Below are 16310 nucleotides of genomic sequence, written 5' to 3' on the forward strand. Positions count from 1 at the left end.
TACACCCCCATCCCCCCGTCGGACCGTGCGACGAGGGTCGCCCGGCGGCCATGACGTTTCCTTGCCATTCGCCGGACATGCTCCGGCCGCGCCCAACGGCGGCGTCGACGCAGTGGCGTGCCGGCTGCCGGGCGCGGTGAAGATCCACACCGCCGGCGCGTCTGGCCCGGCGCCACGGCGGCCGACGCACCGGATGGTGGGCGAGGTCGGCGCGCCGACCCGCACGAGGCCGCCGCGCTGCCGGTGCAGCCGACACGGCCGGCACGGGCCCGAGGCGGAGCCGGGTCAGCCGACACCGCCCGAGGGCGGAGCCGGGTCAGCCGGCCGCCGGCCCGAGGGCGGAGCCGGGTCAGCCGGCCGCCGGCCCGAGGTAGAGCCGGCTGACGGTCTCGGCGACGCAGACCGGCTTGGTGCCGGCGTCGCACTCCACGGTGACCCCGGTGACCAGTTGCACGCCGGCGTCCACCGGGGACACGCCGGCGATGGTGGCGGTGGCCCGCACCGCGCTGCCCACCGGTACCGGGGCGGGGAACCGGACCCGGTTGAGCCCGTAGTTGACCCCCATCCGCACCCCCTGCACCCGGTAGAGCCGGCCGACCAGCGCCGGCAGCAGGGACAGGGTGAGGAAGCCGTGGGCGATCGTGCCGCCGTAGGGGCCGGCGGCGGCCCGCTCCGGGTCGAGATGGATCCACTGGTGGTCGTCGGTGGCGTCGGCGAAGAGGTCGACGCGGCTCTGGTCGATCCGCTGCCAGTCGCCCGGGCCGAGGGTCTCGCCGACCGCGGCGGTCAGCTCGTCGAGGGAGGCGAAGGTCCTCATGCCAGGTGCCCGCCCAGCTTGGTGTAGCCGCGCAGCAGGTCCCGCGCGATGATCAGCCGCTGCATCTCGTCGGTGCCCTCGAAGATCCGGTAGAGCCGGACCTGCCGGTACCAGCGCTCGATGGGCAGCTCCCGGGTGTATCCCATGCCGCCGTGGATCTGGAGCACCCGGTCGACCACCCGGTTGACCATGCCGGCGCCGTAGAGCTTCGCCATCGACGAGGCGTGCCGGGGATCCATCCCCTGGTCCACCGTCCAGGCGGCCCGCAGGATGAGCCACCGGGCCGCCTCCAGCTCGGTCTCGGAGTCGGCGATCATCCACTGGATCGCCTGGTTCTCGCCGATCGGCCGGCCGAACGTGTGCCGGGTGTTGGCGTGCTCGACGGCCATCCGCAGGGCCCGTTCGGCGATGCCGACCGCGTGCGAGGGGATGGTGTAACGACCCTTGCCGATCCACTCCATCGCGAGGGCGAAGCCCTGGCCCGGCTCGCCGAGGATGTTGCGCTCCGGCACCCGGACGTCGGAGAAGATCAGCGAGGCGGGCCCACCCTCGCCCATCGTCGGGATGAACTCCGACCGCCAGCCCATCGACCGGTCCACCAGGAAGGCGGTGGCGCCGCCGTCGCGGGCGCCCTTCTCCCGGTCGGTCACGGCGATCACGATGGCGAAGTCCGCCTCGTTGCCGCCGGTGATGAAGGTCTTCTCGCCGTTGAGGACCCAGTCGCCGCCGTCGCGGCGGGCGCTGAGCCGGATGTTGGCCGCGTCGGAGCCGGCGCCCGGCTCGGTGATCGCGAAGCAGCTGCGCCGCTCGCCCTCGATCGTCGGGAGCAGGAACTCCCGCTTCTGCTCCTCGTTGGCACGGAACAGGATGTTGTCGGCCTCGCCGCCGAACCGGAACGGCACGAACGAGCGGCCGATCTCGGTCCAGATCAGCGACTGGGTGACGGCCGGCAGGTCCATGCCGCCGTACTCCTCGGGGGTGGCGAGGCCCCAGAAGCCGAAGGCGCGCGCCTTGAGCTGCAACTCGCGCAGCTCGCCGGGCTCCAGCCCGGGCCGGTGCTCGCGTTCCCGCCGGAGCAGCTCATGCTCCAGCGGCGCCACCTCCCTGGCGATGAAGTCGCGGGCGGTGTCGCGGATGGCCCGCTCGGTGTCGGATAGCGCGAAGTCCATGTCCCCTCCGGGTCCGTGAGGTGCTACGCGCGACTCAGCGCGCGCCACCGTTGACGTACAGGGTCTGGCCGCTGACGTACGAGGCGTCGTCGCTGGCCAGGAAGGCGATCACCGAGGCGATCTCGGCCGGTTGGGCGACCCGGCGCAGCGGGGTGTGCTCGGCGACCATCCGCTGGTGCTCCTCCGGGCTGCTGCCCACCCGCTCGGCGGTGGCGGCGGTCATCGCGGTCGCCACGTAGCCGGGGGCGACGGCGTTCACCGTGACGTTGAACGGGCCCAACTCGATGGCGAGGGTGGCGGTCAGGCCCTGCACGCCGGCCTTGGCCGCCGCGTAGTTGACCTGCCCGCGGTTGCCGAGGGCGGAGCGGCTGCTGAGGTTGACGATCCGCCCGTAACGGGCCTCGACCATGTGCCGCTGCGCCGCCTGGCAGCAGAGGAACATGCTCGTCAGGTTGGTGGTCAGCACCGCCTGCCAGGCCGGCAGGGGCATCTTGAACAGCAGGTCGTCGCGGGTGATGCCGGCGTTGTTGACCAGCACGTGCAGCCCGCCGTACGTCTCGACCACGCGGTCGGTCGTCGCGGCGACCGCGTCGGGGTCGGTCACGTCGCAGCCGATGCCGACGGCCCGGCCGCCGGCCGCGGTGATCTCGTCGGCGACGGCCCGGCTGCGCTCCGCGTCGAGGTCGACCACGGCGACGGCCGCGCCCTCGGCGGCCAGCCGGTGGGCGGTGGCGGCGCCGATGCCCCGCGCGGCGCCGGTGACGACGGCGACCCGGTCGGCGAATCTGGTCACGGTTGCTCCCTGGGGGTCAGAAGGCGTTCACGCCGGTGAGCGCGCGGCCGATGAGGAGGTGCTGGATCTGGCTGGTGCCCTCGTAGAGGGTGGCGACGCGGGCGTCGCGCAGGTACCTGCCGACCGGGTACTCGTCGATGTAGCCGTACCCCCCGAAGACCTGGACGGCGTTGTCGGCGGCACGGACGGCGGCCTCGCTGGCGAAGAGCTTGGCCATGGACGCCTCGGTGGCGAACGGCTCGCCCCGGTCGATCAGGTCGGCCACCCGCCACACCAGCAGCCGCGCGGCGGCGGTGTCGACGGCGATGGTGGAGAGCAGTTGCTGCACGAGCTGGTGGCCGGCGATGGGCTTGCCGAACTGGGTGCGCTGCCCGGCGTAGGAGACCGCGGCGTCGAGGCAGCCCTGGGCGATGCCGACGCAGCCGGCGGCCACCGACATCCGGCCCTTGGCGAGGGCGCCCAGGGCCAGCCGGAAGCCGGCGCCCTCCTCACCCAGGCGCGCCGAGTCGGGCACCCGTACGCCGTCGAAGCGCAGCTCGCCGGTGGCCTGCCCGCGCAGGCCCAGCTTGCCGTGGATCTCTCGGCGGGTCAGGCCGGCGGCCTCGGTGGGCACGAGGAACGCGGTGATGCCGCGGTGCCCCGGCCCGCCGGTGCGGGCGAAGACCAGCGCGACGTCGGCGGTGGTGCCGTTGGTGATGAACATCTTCGCGCCGGTGATCAGCCAGTCGCCGCCGTCGCGGACCGCCCGGGTGCTCAGCGCGGCGGCGTCCGAGCCGCTGTCCGGCTCGGTGAGCGCGAAGCAGCCGAGCGCGGCGCCGGAGCAGAGCCGGGGCAGCCACTGCGCCCGCTGCTCCGGGGATCCGTGCGCGGCGACGGACTTGGCGACCAGGCCGAGCGAGACCGAGACGATGCCCCGCACGGACGAGTCGCCCCGCCCCAGTTCCTCCAGGACCAGGCAGTAGGAGAGATGGTCGCCGCCCGATCCGCCGTCGTCCTCGCCGATGGTCAGCCCGAGGAAGCCGAGCCGACCGAGCTTGCCCACGACGTCCGGGTCGACCGACTCCCGCCGGTCCCAGGCCGCCGCGTGCGGCCGCACCTCCCGGTCCACGAAGTCGGCGGCGAGCCGGCGGACCGCGACGTGCTCGGCGGAGAGCTGAAGGTCCATGCGGCATAAACTAGCGGTGCAAGTTTAATTCCGTCCAGACCCCGTGTGGCAGAGTCTGCGGCGGACCCATCCCGAGGAGGAGGAACGGATGCCCCGGCCACGGCAGGCGCTGCTCAGCCGGCAGCGGATCGTCGAGGCCGCCGCCGCGCTGATCGACGCCGAGGGGCTGGAGGGCTTCTCCACCCGCCGGCTCGCCGCCGAACTCGGGGTGCGGGGCCCGTCGCTCTACAACCACTTCGCCACGAAGGACGAGATCCTCGACGCGGTCGCCGACAGCATCACCGGCCAGGTGGACGTGTCGTTCTTCGGCCACGTCGACTGGCGGGAGGCGCTGCGCCGGTGGGGCCACTCCTACCGCGCGGCACTGGCCGCGCACCCGAACATCGTGCCGTACCTGGCCCGGGGGCCGGGGCGGCGGCCGGCCGCGCTGGCCATGGCCGACGCCGTCTACGGCGGACTCGTCGCCGCCGGGTGGCCGCCGGCCCGGGCCACCCACATCGGCGCGCTGATGCGCTACTTCGTGGCCGGCTCGGCACTCGGGTCGTTCGCCCGGGGCTTCGTCGAGGATCCGGGGCTGTACGCGGAGCAGTACCCGCACCTGACCCAGGCCCACCGGCTGGCCGAGCACCAGCAGCAGGTGGACGAGGGGGCGTTCGCCCTCGGCCTCGACGCGCTCATCGACGGGCTGTCGCGCACGTACGAGGCACACATCGGCCCGCTGCCACCCCTCCCGCCGGACGCCGCGGCGTACTAAGGTCAAAACTTGCACTGCTAGTTTCGGTCGACGTACGTGAGGGGCGCGATGGATCTCGCACGGACCGCCTTCTACCTCGACGGACAGTGGGTCACCGCCGGGCCCGGGGAGACCGTGGCGGTGCGGAACCCCGCCACCGAGGAGGTCGTCGCGACCGTGCCGGCCGGCACGGCGGCCGACGTCGACCGGGCCGTCGCGGCGGCCCGGGCCGCCTTCCCCGGCTGGGCCGACACCGCGCCCGCCGACCGGGCGGCGCGCCTGGACCGGCTGCACGCCGCGCTGAGCGCCCGGGCCGAGGAGATCGCCCGCACCGTCGCGCTGGAACTCGGCACCCCGCTGAAGGTGGCCACCCGGGTCCAGGCGGGCCTGCCGCTCGCCGTCCTGCACAGCTACGTCGAGCTGGCCGCCCGGCCGACGGCCGACGAAACCGTCGGCAACTCGCTGGTGGTCCGGGAGCCGGTCGGCGTGGTCGGGGCGATCACCCCGTGGAACTACCCGCTGCACCAGGTCGTGGCGAAGCTGGCCCCCGCCCTGGCGGCCGGCTGCACGGTGGTGCTCAAGCCCAGCGAGCTGACGCCGCTCACCGCGTACCTGCTGTTCGAGGCGATCCACGAGGCCGGCTTCCCGCCCGGGGTGGTCAACCTGGTCACCGGCACCGGCCCGGTGGTGGGCGAGGCGATCGCCGCGCACCCGGACGTGGACATGGTCTCCTTCACGGGCTCGACCGCCACCGGCCGGCGGATCTCCCACCTCGCCGCCGACCGCATCGCCCGGGTCGCCCTGGAGCTGGGCGGCAAGTCGGCCAACGTCGTCCTCGACGACGCCGACCTGGCCACGGCGGTGAAGGTGGGGGTCGGCAACGCGTTCCTCAACTCCGGCCAGACCTGTACCGCCTGGACCCGGATGCTGGTGCACCGCGACCGCTACGACGAGGCGTTGGACCTGGCCGCCAGGGCCACGGCGGGCTACCGGCTCGGCGATCCGTTCGACCCGGCCACCCGGCTCGGCCCGCTCGTCTCGGCCGCGCAGCGGGAACGGGTCGACGGCCACGTCGCCCGAGGACTGGCCGACGGGGGCCGGCTGGTCGCCGGCGGGCCGGAGGCCCCGCTGCCCGAGCGCGGCTTCTTCGTCGCGCCGACGGTGATCGCCGACGTCGACCCGGACAGCGCCCTGGCCCAGGAGGAGGTCTTCGGCCCGGTGCTGGCGGTCATCCCGTTCGACGACGAGGACGAGGCGGTGGCCATCGCCAACAACTCCCGGTACGGGCTGGCCGGGGCGGTCTGGTCGGCCGACGCCGAGCGGGCGCTGCGGGTGGCCCGGCGGCTGCGTACCGGCGCCGTCGACGTCAACGGCGCCCCGTTCAACCCGCTCGCCCCCTTCGGCGGCTACAAGCAGTCCGGCCTCGGCCGGGAGCTGGGCCGCTACGGGCTCGACGAGTTCCTCCAGACCAAGGCCATCCAGCGGTGAGGGCGCTCGTCGCCCGGGCGGTGGGCGAGCCGCTGCGGGTGGAGGAGGTGGACCTGCCCGCGCCCGGGCCGGGTGAGGTGCGGGTGGACATTCGGGCCGCGGGGGTCTGCCACTCCGACCTGTCCATGGTCGACGGCACCATCGCCCCGCCGTACCCGCTGGTGCTGGGCCACGAGGCCGCGGGCGTGGTGACCGAGGTCGGCGAGGGCGTCTCCCGCGTCGCGCCCGGCGCGCACGTGGTGCTGAACTGGGCCCCGCCGTGCCGGCGGTGCTGGTACTGCGGGCACGGCGAGCCGTGGCTCTGCGAGCGCTCCGGGACTCCCGCGGCCGCCCGGGGCCGGACGGCGGCCGGCGAGCCGCTGCACGTCACGCTCGGCCTCGGCGCGCTCGCCGACGCGGTGGTGGTGGCGCAGGACGCGGTGATCCCGGTGCCGGCGGAGCTGCCGTTCGAGGCCGCCGCGCTGCTGGGCTGCGCGGTGCTCACCGGCGCCGGCGCGGTGCGCCGCACCGCGCGGGTGGCCCCCGGCGACTCGGTGGCCGTCATCGGGCTCGGCGGGGTGGGGCTGTCGGCGGTCTCCGCCGCGCGGGCGGCCGGAGCGGATCCGGTGCTCGCCGTCGACGTCTCGCCGGGCAAGGCGGAGCTGGCCGGCGCCGCGGGCGCCACCGAGTTCCTGCTCGCCGACGAGTCGGTCAACCGGGCGATCCGCGAACGGACCGCGGGCCGGGGCGTCGACCACGCGATCGAGTGCGTGGGGCGCAGCGCCACCATCCGTACGGCCTGGCGGGCCGCCCGGCGCGGGGGCCAGGTGATCGTGGTCGGCATGGGCGCCAGGGACGACGTGGTGGGCCTCAGCGCGCTGGACATCTTCCACTCGGCACGGACGCTGCGTTCCTCGGTCTACGGCTCGTCCGATCCGGACCGGGACGTGCCCGAGCTGGCCCGGGCCGTGCTCGACGGCGCCCTCGACCTCGCTCCCCTGATCACCGACCGGTGCGACCTGGACGGTGCTGCGGCGGCGTTCGGCCGGATGGCCCGCGGCGAGGGCGCCCGCACCGTCGTGCGGCCCTAAGCGGACCGTTGGCGAGTTGACTGTCAGGGGTGGCTGGCAGGATGTCCGCCGTGTCCACCCACTCCCTCTTGATCTCCGGTCTGCCTCCGAACTGCCACGAGATCGTGGACTTCGATCTCGTCACTCTTGACGGCAGGTTGATCGTCGTCGGCAGTCCCCGCAAGGACCGGCTCGCGTGCACCTGGGACCCGGCCCGCGACCGCTGGGCCACGTTCGAGCTCGACGTACCGGACGAGAACTTCCCCCTCACGGACCTCACCGCGGTCGGTGCCGCGACGGTCGACGGCCGGATCGTGATCGGCGGCGGGGGCGAGCACCAGGGCTTCGCCATGTGGGACCTGGCGGCGGGCAGGGTGCGGCTGGGCGCGCAGGAGGGCGGCACGGCCTCGACGGTCAGAGCCGACTTCGGCGACCGCTCCAGGCTGCTCGTCGGGTTCGCCGGCACGTGGGGCGTGGAGTTGTGGGACCCGTCCGTCGCCGAGCCGCAGGACTGGCACGACGACGGCGACCCGGACGACGAGGACGCTCCGGCGACAGGGCCCGAGCAGCCCTCGCCGTACGACTCCCTCGTGAGCATCGAGGACCTGGCGTGCCAGTCACGGGCCAGCAGCGCGGCGGCGGCGGGGCTGTGGGCAGGCCGGCCGGTCGTGGTGGCCGGCGGACGGCATGGCGGCGTGCTCGTTTGGGACGTCGAGGCGGAGCGGCACCTCGCCGCGTTCGGCGACCTCGACGAGACGCCCACCGAGTTCGCCCTGGCCACGGTGGAGGGTCGCACGCGGGTCGTCGCGGCGGGCGGGCAGAGCCTGGCGCTCGGGGACCCCGCGTCCAACGAGTGGGACGAACCCCTGACCGTGCCCGGAGACGAGATCAGCTGCCTGACCGCCGGCAGCGTGCGCGGTCGTCCGTGCGCCGTCACCGGGGCGAGGGACGGCACCGTCTGCGTGTGGGACCTGGCCGAGCGCCGGTTGCTGGGCCGGCCGTTCCAGGGTCACCGCGGCAGGGTGTTCGGGCTGCGGGTGGCCGGCCTCGACAGCCGCCCCGTGATCATCAGCAGCGCCCACTGCGACCCGGTCCATCTCTGGGACTTTCCGTCATAGCGGCCGCACGAGGAGTCAGGGCCGGGAGACTGGTCCACAACGGTTCGGCCTATCTGCGCGATCCTCAAGTAGCAGTAAGGCGGGGTCGGGCCTGGCGCATCAACGCGATGCTGAGGAGAACGAGCCATGCGCATCCCATGACATAGCCGGCCGCCTCCATCGTCAGCAACAATTCGAAGTAGCCGTCAGGGATGGGGACCGTCCCTGACGGATCAGCCAGATAACCGGCCGCGACCACCGCCGGTGCCGTGCCAGCGGCCACCCCGACCATCGTCGCGGCCTTGGATATCCGCCGCTGGAAGGCAGCCGTCACGGCAAACGCGACACCCTGCAGGACGAGAGGAACAACCACGAACAACATGTTCGGAAAGTCCCAGCTCGTGCCGAGAACGACAACCCAGATCACAGAGCAAGCTGAACGGCAACGCCGAGCACAACGCTATCCGCGCACCGAGGTGTGAGCGCCATACGGCTGCCGCCAGGAAAGGAGCGGACAGCAACAGCAGGAGGTCGCTGACGACTGCCCCGCTGCCGATGTCGAGCGCGATGGGCAGGGTGAGGAGTCTGACCAGTGCGGCGGTGCTCATGATGACCGACGCCGTAATCGTCAGTGGCACGTTCGGCCGATCAGCGCCGGGCGCATCGGCCCCGGGCGTCCGCGCGTCCCGGTCGAGCACTCGCGTTCGCGGCTGCGCGAACATCGGACGCGCACGCGGTGTCAGCGGGGCGGTCGCCTGATCATCGGCCGTATCTGCGGACCGCTCCCCCGTGACCCAGCGCAGCACCTCGGCGGCGTTCGGCCGGCGCTCCGGGTCCTTGGCGAGGCACTTCTCGAGCACCGGGCGCAGGGCGTCCGGCACCCCCGTCAGATCCGGCTCGGTCTCCAGGATGGCGTGCATCACCGACGGCGTCGAGTCACCCGCGAATGCGTGCCGCCCGGTGGCGGCGAACACCATCGTCCCGGCCCAGCTGAACAGGTCCGCCTCGGGGCCGATCGCGCCGCCCAGGAACTGTTCGGGAGTCATGAACGCCGGCGTGCCGATCACGCTGCTCGTGACCGTCTGGTCGAAGGCCCGCGCGATCCCGAAGTCGATGACCACCGGGCCCTCGGCGCCCATGACGACGTTGCTCGGCTTGGAGTCGCGGTGCACGATCCCCGCCCGGTGGATGGCCGTGAGCGCGGTGAGGGTCGCCACCGCCAGTCGCTCGAGGCCGCTGCCGGACCGCACGCCGTCGCCGCGCACCAGATTGTCGAGTGTCTGCCCCTCGATGAACTCGCTCACGATGTACGGCCTGCCGTCCGCGATGCCCGCGTCGAGCACCCGTGCCGTGCAGAATGGCGCGGCGCGCCGCCTCCGCCTCGCGCTCGAATCGCCGACGGGCGGCCTGGTCGGCGGTCACGTGGATGCCGAGCACCTTCACCGCGACCTGGCTGCCGACCGGGTCCCGTCCTAGGTAGACGGTGCCCTGTCCGCCCCTCCCGAGCACACCCGACAGACGGAAGTCGGCGATGTGCCGTGGGTCCGTGGAGACGAGGGGCTGCACGGACGCAGCCTAGTGACGTACGGGGCACCGGCCAACCAGGCCGACGGAGCGCGCCGGAACCGGTGGGTGAGACGGACATCCGGCGGGTCGGGGGCGTGGTGGCAATGTGCTGGTGCTCCTGGCCCGGACGGTGGGCCGGTCGCGCGTCGACGTCGCCGATGGCGAGCGGGTGCGCGGGGTTTCAGCAGGGCCTCGGCGCCGGCGCTCCGCCCGGCTGTCGGCGCGTTCGACCGACAATTCGCTACCGGCCGGCCGGGGCGAAGTGATACACACTCGAGGTGTAAAACACTCTGGAGTTCCCCGAGGTCCTGCGGCTGATCGAAGACCGCTCGGCCGCGTTCCGCGCCGCGATCGCGTCCGCCCCCGATCTTGACGTCCAGGTCCCGACCTGCCCGGACTGGACGCTGCGCGAACTGGCGCAGCACCTCGGCGACGGCCGCCGCCAGGCCGCCATCGTCGCGGCGGGCCCGGGCGCTGAGCCCCCGGCGAAGACGGACCCGAAGGGCGCCCCGACGGCGCCCCGCGACCGCGAAGCCCTGGACGCCTGGCTCGCCGAGTCGACCGGGCTCATGCTCGACGCGATGCGCGAGGCCGGCCCGGACCGCGGCTGCTGGACCTGGTGGGGCCGCTCGCAGGCCCCGGAGACCAGCGGGGCCGTGGCCCGGCACCAGATCCAGGAGATCGCCGTCCACACCTACGACGCCCAGCTCACTCAGGGGGCCGCACAGCCGCTGCCGACGGACGTCGCGGTCGAGGGCGTCGACGAGTTCCTGACGACCGTCGCGGCGACGACCGTCCCCTGGCCGTTCAAGCCGGCGACCATCGACCTGCACGCGAACGAGGGCCGCTCCTGGCGCCTGACCCTCAACGCCGACGGCGTCCGCTGCGACGACCTCGCCGCCGACGCGGGGCCGGGCGACATGTCGGTGCGGGGCGCAGCGAGCGAACTGGTCCTCTACCTCTACGACCGCATCCCGCTCGACGGCCTGGGAATTACCGGCGACACCGAGCCGATGGAGCAGCTCGCAAACTGGGACCCGAACGCGTAGAACGCGCAGGACGCGGTGGTGGTGGCGCAGGACGCGGTGATCACGGTGCCGGCGGAGCTGCCGTTCGAGGCCGCCGCGCTGCTGGGCTGCGCGGTGCTGGCCGGCGCCGGTGCGGTGCCCCGCACCGCGCGGGTGGCCCCTGGCGACTCGGTGGCCGTCATCGGCCTCGCTCCCCTGATCACCGACCGGTGCGACCTGGACAGCGCGGCGGCGGCGTTCGACCGGATGGCGCGCGGCGAGGGCGCACGGACAGTCGTGCTGCCCTGATGCCGCCCGCCTGCCCCCTCCCCGCGTCCAGTCCGTCCTCGCCGTCCCGGACGGCCACCGTCGGCCGCCCGGAACACGTCGCGCGTGTCAGGCGGCCCGGTTGAGGATCGCGGCGCCCAGGGGCGTTCTGCGGTAACGGATCTCGTGCCCGTAGCGCTGCCCCACCACCAGGCCGGCGTCGCGGAGCACCGTCAGGTGCTGGGACACGGTACCGGCTGCGAGCGCGTGCCGGTGGGCCAGCACGGTGGTGCTGGCCGGCTCGGCCAACCCGGCCAGCAGGACCGCGCGGCTTCGCCCGATCAGGCGTCCCACCGCCGCCAGCTCTCCTGTCTGCGGCGACTGCCACAGGGCACCCACGCCACGGGCGGGATAGATCACCGTGGGTTGCCATGGCGGGTCCAGGATCACCAGGACCTGGTCGAACTTGAACGCACTCGGGATCAGCAGGAGGCCCTCGCCGGCCAGCCGGCGGTGTTCGTCGCCGCCGCCGGCGCGGATGAGCACGCCGTCGCGCCACCGTAGCTGGGGGTGCAGCTCGGCGAAGAGGCGGTCCAGGCCGCCTTCCGCGAGCCGGCGGCCCTGGTGAGCCACGTCGGCGTCGAGCAGGGCGCGCACCTTCGGCCACACCGGCTCGACCACCTCCCGCCAGACGTCCCGGATCACTCCGGTCAGCAGGGACAGCGCCTCGGCCGGGTCGCCCAGCAGTCTGCGCCCAACCTCGGTGTCCGCCGCACCGCGCGTCTCGCGCAGCGAGCGGGCGATGTCCCCCGCCACCCGGTCGAGCGGAGTCGCCTCGATCCGCGCGAGTTCGTCCTCGAAGCGGGGGTGGGCGGTGGTGGGCGGCGGGGACAGGAAGTCCGGGCTGTAGCCGCGGCGTGGTTGCAGCAGCGTCACCGGCCGCAGGTCGAGCGCGTCCAGTCGGTCCTTGATCGACTCGAGGAAGCCGTGATGGTGGCCGGGGAAGTCCTCGGGTGTGGTCAGGCGGATGGCTTCGATCGTCTCCAGCACCGGCGACACCGCGAAGCGGCAGCGCATCAGGTCGGCCGGGCTGAGGCGCAGGGTGATCGCGATGGTCGGCTCCGGAGGGCGCAGTGATTCGGGGAGAGCCGAATCATTGGCGGACAGCCTACCGGCCCGAGCAGTATCTCGGCCATGACGATCACACCTGACTGGGAGCGGCGCAGCGCCGAACTGTGGGCCACCATCGACGACCACGACCCCGAGGAGTTCCGCGAGCGGGTCGAGGCGCTCGCCGCCGAGCTCCCGGAAGGCGACCCCGTGGCGGCCTTCGAGCGGGCCTGCGCCTTCGACTCCACCGGCCACTCCGACAAGGCCGTGCCCTTGTACCGGGCGGCGCTGGCCGGCGGGATCTCCGGCATCCGCCGCCGGCGCTCGGTGATCCAGTTGGCCAGCTCGCTGCGCAACATCGGGCGGGCCCAGGAGTCCGTCGACCTGTTGACGGCCGAGCGGCAGCAGCCCTCCGACGAGCTCGACGACGCGGTCAGCGCCACGTTGGCGCTGGCCCTGACCAGTGTCGGTCGCGAGCGGGAGGCGGTCGCCGTCGCCGTCGCCGCGCTCGCTCCCCACCTGCCCCGCTACCAGCGCTCCATGGCCAACTACGCCCGACTGTTGCTGGAGCGTACTGACCCGGTCCTAGGACAGCGCCCGGGCCAGCTCCGTACGGGACCGGATGCCGAGCCGGTGGAAGATGTTGCGCAGGTGGTGGTCGACGGTACGGGTGGAGAGGAACATCCGGGCGGCGATCTCCCGGTTGGTGGCGCCCTCGGCGACCAGCTGCGCGATCCGCAACTGCTGGCCGGTGAGCAGCCGGGCCGCCGACAGGTCCGGCCCACCCACGGACTCCCCGGCCGCCCGCAGCTCCGTGGTGGCCTGCTCGGCCCAGGCCGCCAGGCCGAGCAGGCCGAAGCTCTCCCGGGCGGCGTGCAGGTGCTCGCGGGCGTCCCGGGGGCGGCGGCTGCGGCGCAGCTCGCGGCCGAGGAGCAGCTCGGTGCGGGCCCGCTCGAAGGCGTCGGCGTCCGCCGGGTGCAGCCGCAACGCGTCGCGGAACCCGCGCTCGGCCTCGGCGCTGCCCCGGGGCGCGAGCAGCGCGTGGCAGCGCGCCGACAGGGCCCGGCGGGACGGGCTGGCGGTGCTGCTGGCCCAGCGGTCGAAGACGGCGAGCGCGGCGGCGGCCGCCGGCCGGTGGGCCGAGCCGGCGGCCGCCTCCACCAGGTACGGGGTGGCCATCACCTGGATCAGCACCTGCCCCCGACCGGTGCCCGGCCGGGCCAGCGCGGTCAGCCGCGCCGTCGCGGCGGCGTGCCGGCCGTCGACCAGGTCGAGCACCGCGAGGGCCCACTGCGCCAGGGCACGCGGCCGGCTGTGCGGGGCCGCCCCCTCGCCGATCTCCCGGATCCGCCGCAGGCTGGCGTCCCGGTCGGCCCGTACGGCCGCCAGCACCGCCAGCATGCCCAGGTGGACGCCGGCGGAGTTGACCTGGCCGGTGTCCCGGGCGACGCGCAGCCCCTCCCGGGAGCTGTCCGCCGCGGCCTCGTGCCGGCCGAGCCAGTACTCGGCGATCGCGCGCAGCTCCAGCGCCCGGGACAGGACCGACAGCTCGCCGCCGGCACGCGCCAGCTCGACGGCGCGCCCGGCGAGCCGGTGGGCGGCGTTGTCCACCGCGACCATCAGGCCGGCCATCGTGGCGCAGGTCAGGGCGGTCGGGGTGAGCGCCGGCCCGGTCAGCCGGTTGCCGAGGACGACGGCCCGCCGCAGCGCGGGTCCGCCCCGCTCGTGGTCGCCGCGCAGCGTCGCGGCCACGCCGGTGACCAGTGAGGTCATCAGCTCCGCGGCGGGCGGGTCACCGGCTCGGCGCAGCGTCGACACCCGGCGCGCCACCTCGGCGTACCGGTACTGGTCGCCGGCGAAGCAGACCGCCTCGCCGGCCCGCACCAGCGCGCCGAGGGCGGCGAGGCGGTCTACGCCGCAGACCGCCTCGGCGGCGGCGAGCAGCGTGGTCGAGGCGACCGAGGGCGAGCCGCACCGCAGCTCCAGCTCGCCGCGGAGCAGCTCGACCCGGCCGGCCACGGCGGGGTCGGCCCGGTCGGTCGGCAGCCCGGCCAGCAGCCGCCGGGCCCGCTGCGGCCGGCCGGCCGTCCAGGCGTGACGGGCGGCGGCCACCAGGCGGGCGGCGGCGTGCCGCGGTTCGGCGCTCAGCTCGGCAGCGCGGTGCAACGCCGCCGCGGCGGTCTCCCCGGCCGAGCGGGCGGCCGCCTCCTCCAGTTCCGCCGCGAGCGCCGGGTCCGGGCCCTCGGCCGCGGCGGCGAGGTGCAGGGCCCGGCGCAGCCGCTGCCCGGGGCCGTCGAGCACGCCCGCGAGCAGCAGGTGGGCCGCGCGCCGCTCGGCCAGCGGCGCGCCGTCGACGATCACGGCCCGCGCCGGTGGCTGGGGCAGGGCGACCCGCCGGGGGCTGACCCGGACCAGACCGGCGGCCTCCGCCGGGGCGAGGGCCTCGACCGTGGCGCCGGCGGCGCGCGCCGCCCGCACCAGGGTGGCCGGGTCGCCGTCCTCGTCGAGCGCGGCGAGCAGCAGCACGCGCCGGGTCACGGCCGGCAGCCGGTCCAGGCGGGCCCGGTACCCACGACCCAGCGCCCCGTCGACCGGCGGCGCCTCGGGCAGCGGCTCGTCGCCCCGGCACTGACCGGGCGTGAGCACCTCGGCGAGGTCGACCAGGGCCTGCGGATTGCCGCCGGCCACCGCGGTCAGCGCGGAGGCCACCGCCGGCGCGACCTCCGGCGCCCGGTCGGCGAGCAGGGCCGCGCCGGCGCGCTCGTCGAGGGGCGGCAGCGCGTGCTGGGGCACCCCGCCGACCACGGCGTCGGCCCCCGCGGTGAGCAGGACGGCGACGGGCAGGTGGCGCAGCCGCCGGGCCACGAAGCCCAGCACGTCCGCGGTCTGCCGGTCGCCCCGGTCGAGGTCGTCCACGGTGCACAGCAGCGGGCGCTCCCGGGCGGCGACGGCGAGCAGTCCCCGCACCGCCATCGACAGGGCGAGCCGGCGGTGGGCGGGACAGCCCTCCCCGGCCAGCGTCCGGCGCAGCACCCGGCGCTGCGCCTCGGGCAACGCGTCGGCGCGGTCGAGCACCGGGTCGAGCAGGCGTTGCAGCCCCGCGTACGGCAGCGCCGCCTCCTCCGCCAGGCCCGCGCCGGCCAGCACGGTACGGTCCCCGGCGTGCCGGTGCGCGTAGGCGACGAGGGCGCTGCGGCCCGTGCCCGGTTGGCCCCGCAGCAGCAGCGCTCCCCCGGCGTCCGGTCCGCCGTCGAGCAGCCGACGGACGGCCCGGCACTCGGCGTCGCGGCCCCACAGTACGGGTTGTTGCACTGTCGATGCACTAACCATGCATCGAGTGTTACCTATAAGTAACCGGAAGGAAAGGGGTGGCTCCCCCGGCCGGCGGGGACGCCTCAGCCGGCCGCCGCGCCGGCCAGCAGCGCGCCCACCGTGCGGGCCATCACCGCCCTGGCCTGGTCGACGCCCAGCCCCAGCCCGTCGCGCAGCATCGACCAGGCCGGCCACATGCTCGCCGCGACCAACGCGTGCACCAGCTGCTCCCGGCCCGGCCCGGCCTGCGCCAGCTCGGCGGCGAAGAGCCGCTCGACCTCGTCGCGGACCCGGGCGATGTGCATGAGCCGGTTGCGGTGCAGCTGCTCGGAGACCGGCTCGCGCATCTGGGCGGCCCGGGCGGACGGTGCGATGAGCTGGAGCAGCCGGGCCCGCTGCCGGCAGTACGCGTCGACCCGCTTGGCCAGCGGCAGCGCCGGCGAGATCGGCCGGTACGCGGCGTCCTGCTGGCGGAGCACCTCCGCGCCGCTGGCCTCGAAGAGCGTCTCCATGTCCTTGAAGTTCGTCCAGAGCGTCCGCAGCGAGATGCCCGCCCGCTCGGCGATGCGCTCCCCGGTGGGTCGCAGGTCGCCCTCGGAGATGAGCGCGAGGTGCGCCTCGACGATCGCCGCCCGGGTGCGCGCGGCACGGGCCGCCCGCCCGTCGACCCGGCCCGGCGCCTCGACCCCGCCCATCCGCGCTCTCCCCCTCACCGCTGCCACCTCGCCACCGCCTCG

General features: G+C 74.8%; 15 protein-coding genes and 1 pseudogene. 8 read left to right on the forward strand and 8 right to left on the reverse strand.

What is annotated here, in order from left to right; genetic code table 11:
• Positions 1–349: 349 nt before the first annotated feature.
• From ACGF7U_RS29975 to ACGF7U_RS29990, 4 genes are read right to left on the reverse strand one after another with little or no spacing between them, the layout of a single operon-like run.
• On the reverse strand, positions 350–817 hold the full coding sequence (locus ACGF7U_RS29975; protein ID WP_393112398.1) for a MaoC family dehydratase: 468 nt from the start codon (positions 815–817) through the stop codon (positions 350–352).
• Complete coding sequence (locus ACGF7U_RS29980) at positions 814–1986, reverse strand: acyl-CoA dehydrogenase family protein (RefSeq protein WP_393112400.1); 1173 nt, start codon at positions 1984–1986, stop codon at positions 814–816. The genes ACGF7U_RS29975 and ACGF7U_RS29980 overlap by 4 nt, the downstream gene beginning before the upstream one ends.
• A gap of 34 nt (positions 1987–2020) precedes the next feature.
• A complete protein-coding gene (gene fabG / locus ACGF7U_RS29985; protein WP_393112402.1) occupies positions 2021–2779 on the reverse strand; it encodes a 3-oxoacyl-ACP reductase FabG in 759 nt (252 codons plus the stop codon).
• Positions 2780–2795: 16 nt separating this feature from the next.
• Positions 2796–3944: an acyl-CoA dehydrogenase family protein gene (locus ACGF7U_RS29990; protein ID WP_393112404.1), complete on the reverse strand. Its 1149-nt coding sequence runs from the start codon at positions 3942–3944 to the stop codon at positions 2796–2798.
• Positions 3945–4032: 88 nt separating this feature from the next.
• Between ACGF7U_RS29990 and ACGF7U_RS29995 the strand changes: the two genes are divergently transcribed.
• From ACGF7U_RS29995 to ACGF7U_RS30010, 4 genes are read left to right on the forward strand one after another with little or no spacing between them, the layout of a single operon-like run.
• On the forward strand, positions 4033–4698 hold the full coding sequence (locus tag ACGF7U_RS29995; RefSeq protein ID WP_393112406.1) for a TetR/AcrR family transcriptional regulator: 666 nt from the start codon (positions 4033–4035) through the stop codon (positions 4696–4698).
• 48 nt (positions 4699–4746) lie between these two features.
• On the forward strand, positions 4747–6165 hold the full coding sequence (locus ACGF7U_RS30000; protein ID WP_393112408.1) for an aldehyde dehydrogenase family protein: 1419 nt from the start codon (positions 4747–4749) through the stop codon (positions 6163–6165).
• A complete protein-coding gene (locus ACGF7U_RS30005; RefSeq protein ID WP_393112410.1) occupies positions 6162–7235 on the forward strand; it encodes an alcohol dehydrogenase catalytic domain-containing protein in 1074 nt (357 codons plus the stop codon). Before ACGF7U_RS30000 ends, ACGF7U_RS30005 begins: the two co-directional genes overlap by 4 nt.
• 50 nt (positions 7236–7285) lie before the next feature.
• The gene (locus ACGF7U_RS30010; protein WP_393112412.1) at positions 7286–8332 is read left to right on the forward strand and encodes a hypothetical protein; all 1047 of its coding nucleotides are present in this window, start codon (positions 7286–7288) and stop codon (positions 8330–8332) included.
• Positions 8333–8544: 212 nt separating this feature from the next.
• Here the strand turns inward: ACGF7U_RS30010 and ACGF7U_RS30015 are convergent, their stop codons facing one another.
• Positions 8545–9615: a serine/threonine-protein kinase gene (locus ACGF7U_RS30015; protein ID WP_393112414.1), complete on the reverse strand. Its 1071-nt coding sequence runs from the start codon at positions 9613–9615 to the stop codon at positions 8545–8547.
• On the opposite strand from ACGF7U_RS30015, the gene ACGF7U_RS30020 reads away from it, so the two are divergent.
• The 3 genes from ACGF7U_RS30020 to ACGF7U_RS30030 all read left to right on the forward strand — a co-directional run bounded on the left by ACGF7U_RS30020 (position 9602) and on the right by ACGF7U_RS30030 (position 11193).
• Complete coding sequence (locus ACGF7U_RS30020; RefSeq protein WP_393112416.1) at positions 9602–9787, forward strand: hypothetical protein; 186 nt, start codon at positions 9602–9604, stop codon at positions 9785–9787. The genes ACGF7U_RS30015 and ACGF7U_RS30020 overlap by 14 nt on opposite strands.
• Positions 9788–10194: 407 nt before the next feature.
• Positions 10195–10926, forward strand: coding sequence for a maleylpyruvate isomerase family mycothiol-dependent enzyme (locus ACGF7U_RS30025; RefSeq protein ID WP_393112502.1), 732 nt, complete (start codon positions 10195–10197; stop codon positions 10924–10926).
• Positions 10927–10944: 18 nt separating this feature from the next.
• Positions 10945–11193 carry a hypothetical protein gene (locus ACGF7U_RS30030; RefSeq protein ID WP_393112418.1) on the forward strand — a complete coding sequence of 83 codons (249 nt, stop codon included), beginning with the start codon at positions 10945–10947 and terminating at the stop codon, positions 11191–11193.
• Positions 11194–11280: 87 nt separating this feature from the next.
• On the opposite strand, the gene ACGF7U_RS30035 is transcribed toward ACGF7U_RS30030, so the two are convergent.
• Positions 11281–12201, reverse strand: coding sequence for a DUF5937 family protein (locus tag ACGF7U_RS30035; RefSeq protein ID WP_393112420.1), 921 nt, complete (start codon positions 12199–12201; stop codon positions 11281–11283).
• A 144-nt stretch (positions 12202–12345) separates the two neighbouring features.
• Between ACGF7U_RS30035 and ACGF7U_RS30040 the strand changes: the two are divergent.
• Positions 12346–12813, forward strand: a pseudogene (locus ACGF7U_RS30040) (tetratricopeptide repeat protein); the annotation flags it as partial.
• Positions 12814–12846: 33 nt separating this feature from the next.
• Here ACGF7U_RS30040 and ACGF7U_RS30045 read toward each other — a convergent pair.
• Both ACGF7U_RS30045 and ACGF7U_RS30050 read right to left on the reverse strand, forming a co-directional pair.
• On the reverse strand, positions 12847–15573 hold the full coding sequence (locus tag ACGF7U_RS30045) for a LuxR C-terminal-related transcriptional regulator (RefSeq protein ID WP_393112422.1): 2727 nt from the start codon (positions 15571–15573) through the stop codon (positions 12847–12849).
• An 83-nt stretch (positions 15574–15656) separates the two neighbouring features.
• Positions 15657–16268, reverse strand: a complete 612-nt coding sequence (locus ACGF7U_RS30050) for a TetR/AcrR family transcriptional regulator (protein ID WP_393112504.1) — start codon at positions 16266–16268, stop codon at positions 15657–15659.
• Positions 16269–16310: the final 42 nt, after the last annotated feature.

It is taken from the genome of Micromonospora sp. NPDC047670 (assembly GCF_043204915.1).
Lineage (GTDB): Bacteria > Actinomycetota > Actinomycetes > Mycobacteriales > Micromonosporaceae > Micromonospora.